General features: G+C 48.4%; 2 rRNA genes. Both read left to right on the forward strand.

The features are described from left to right. The first annotated feature begins 116 nt into the window (after window positions 1–116). Window positions 117–3,008, forward strand: a 23S ribosomal RNA gene (locus KK060_RS24380). Between the two features lie 178 nt (window positions 3,009–3,186). Next, window positions 3,187–3,298: ribosomal RNA gene (gene rrf / locus KK060_RS24385) — 5S ribosomal RNA — on the forward strand. Window positions 3,299–3,340 lie beyond the last annotated feature (42 nt).

The raw sequence follows: 3,340 nt of genomic DNA on the forward strand, positions 1-3,340 counted from the left end.
AGTTATTGTATTGCATGGAGGTAGACATACAGGAGAGATTCTGTATGAAATACAATAGAGCGAGCACATAGGTATAGTATCCAATAAAATATTGGTCCTGTTTACAGGAATCGTTAAAAGAAGTAAACAAGGGCGTATGGGGGATGCCTAGGCTCTCAGAGGCGAAGAAGGACGTGATAAGCTGCGATAAGCTACGGGGAGGCGCAAATAGCCACTATATCCGTAGATTTCCGAATGGGGCAACCCGGTGTACTGAAGGTACATCATCCTGAGTAATCAGGAAGCAAACCCAGGGAACTGAAACATCTAAGTACCTGGAGGAAGAGAAAACAAATAGTGATTTCGCAAGTAGTGGCGAGCGAACGCGAAAGAGCCCAAACCTAATTAGTTACGGCTAGTTAGGGGTTATAGGACCACGATATCGACTACACAATTAAATTGAACGGTATGGGAAAGCCGGCCGCAGAAGGTGATAGCCCTGTAAGTGTAAAGTTGTGTTACGTAGTGGTATCCTGAGTAGGGCGGGGTTGGAGACGCCCCGTTTGAATTTGCCAGCACCATCTGGTAAGGCTAAATACTTCTGAGAGACCGATAGTGAACCAGTACTGTGAAGGAAAGGTGAAAAGTACTCCGAACAGGAGGGTGAAATAGAACCTGAAACCGTACGCCTACAAGCGGTCGGAGCCACGTGATGTGGTGACGGCGTGCCTTTTGCATAATGAGCCTACGAGTTACTGTCACTGGCGAGGTTAAGGGTTTAAAAATCCGCAGCCGAAGCGAAAGCGAGTCTGAAAAGGGCGCTTAGTCAGTGGGAGTAGACGCGAAACTTTGTGATCTACCCTTGGCCAGGATGAAGTTCCGGTAACACGGGATGGAGGTCCGAACTAGTAAACGTTGAAAAGTTTTTGGATGAGCTGAGGGTAGGGGTGAAAGGCTAATCAAACTGAGAAATAGCTCGTACTCCCCGAAATGCTTTTAGGAGCAGTGTGAGGGTAAAGTTTATTACAGGTAGAGCTACCAATTGGACTAGGGGGAGTCACATCCTACCAAATCCAGATGAACTCCGAATGGTAATAAATATACCTTGCAATGAGGGCATGGGTGCTAAGGTCCGTGTCCGAGAGGGAAAGAACCCAGATCTACAGCTAAGGTCCCAAAATCTAGATTAAGTTGAACTAAGGCGGTTCAGTTGCAGAGACAGCCAGGATGTTTGCTTGGAAGCAGCAATTCATTTAAAGAGTGCGTAACAGCTCACTGGTCGAGCGACAGAGCATCGATAATAATCGGGCATAAAATCTAGTACCGAAGCTTAGAATTGTAGTAATACAGTGGTAGGGGAGCATTCTAACAGCGGAGAAGTCGTCTGGTAATGGACGGTGGAGCGGTTAGAAAAGCAAATGTAGGCATAAGTAACGATAAGGCAGGTGAGAACCCTGCCCACCGATAGACTAAGGGTTCCGCGGCAATGTCAATCAACCGCGGGTAAGTCTGGACCTAAGTAGAAGCCGAAAGGCGTATATGATGGATAATGGGTTAATATTCCCATACTACCTTAAAGAGCGATGGAGAGAAGGAGTAGTGACAATCCCGCGCCCTGACGAAATAGGGCGTTAAAAGGTGTAGGTATAAGCCTCGTAGTAAAATGCGCGAGGTTTGCTGAAACCCAACAGTACCTGGAGGCTTCGGCCAAAGGGATAGAGGATGTAAACAGACTTCCGAGAAAAACTTCTAAGCATATTTTTAAGGTACCAGTACCGCAAACCGACACAGGTAGTCAAGGAGAGAATCCTGAGGTGCTCGAGTGAGTCATGGCTAAGGAACTAGGCAAATTAAACCTGTAACTTCGGGAAAAGGGTTGCCTCACTTCAGCAATGAAGAAGGTCGCAGAGAAATGGCCCAGGCGACTGTTTAACAAAAACACATGGCTTTGCGAAATCGCAAGATGAAGTATAAGGCCTGACACCTGCCCGGTGCTGGAAGGTTAAGGGGGGAAGTTAGTCGCAAGGCGAAGCTTTGAACTGAAGCCCCAGTAAACGGCGGCCGTAACTATAACGGTCCTAAGGTAGCGAAATTCCTTGTCGGGTAAGTTCCGACCTGCACGAATGGTGTAACGATCTGGGCACTGTCTCAGCCATGAGCTCGGTGAAATTGTAGTCACGGTGAAGATGCCGTGTACCCGTCACGGGACGGAAAGACCCCATGCACCTTTACTATAGCTTCGCATTGACATTGGGTAGATGATGTGTAGGATAGGTGGGAGGCGCTGATCCTGGGCCGCTAGGTTCAGGGGAGCCAACGGTGAAATACCACCCTTTATCTATCTGATGTCTAATCCGGGAAACTGGAGACAGTGCGTGGTGGGTAGTTTGACTGGGGTGGTCGCCTCCGAAAGTGTATCGGAGGCTTTCAAAGGTATGCTCAGTACGCTTGGTAACCGTACGTGGAGTGCAATAGCATAAGCATGCTTGACTGTGAGACTGACAAGTCGATCAGGGTCGAAAGATGGATATAGTGATCCGGTGGTTCTGCATGGAAGGGCCATCGCTCAAAGGATAAAAGGTACGCTGGGGATAACAGGCTGATCTCCCCCAAGAGCTCACATCGACGGGGAGGTTTGGCACCTCGATGTCGGCTCGTCACATCCTGGGGCTGGAGAAGGTCCCAAGGGTTAGGCTGTTCGCCTATTAAAGTGGCACGCGAGCTGGGTTCAGAACGTCGTGAGACAGTTCGGTCCCTATCTGTGATGGGCGTAGGAAGTTTGAGAGGATCTGACCTTAGTACGAGAGGACCGGGTTGGACTAACCGCTGGTGTACCGGTTGTGGCGTCAGCTGCATCGCCGGGTATCTACGTTGGGACGAGATAAGCGCTGAAAGCATCTAAGCGCGAAACTCACCTCAAGATGAGACTTCCATTAAGGGACGTCAGAGATGATGACGTTGATAGGCTGCAGGTGTAAAGACAGAAATGTCAAAGCTGAGCAGTACTAATTACCCGAACGCTTCGATCCCGTTCCGATTTACTCGGGACGGGAGAACTACAACGAACTATACGATGTGCTTGCTCACATCTACTTCAAGTGGTAACAGATTAACAAATCTACACACTGCTCTTTCATCAATACATGTCATTAACTTATTAAGCTGTTAGCTTCTGGTCATAAGCCATAAGCACCACAGTTAAAGTCTTAAGGTGACTATAGCGGTGGGGATCACCTCTTCCCATTCCGAACAGAGCAGTTAAGCCCACCAGCGCTGATGGTACTAGGATAACACCTGGGAGAGTAAGTCGTCGCCTATCTTTATTACATAAGCCTTGCAGATATCCTCTGCAAGGCTTTTT

This window comes from Chryseosolibacter indicum (assembly GCF_018598585.1).
GTDB lineage: Bacteria > Bacteroidota > Bacteroidia > Cytophagales > Cyclobacteriaceae > Chryseosolibacter > Chryseosolibacter indicus.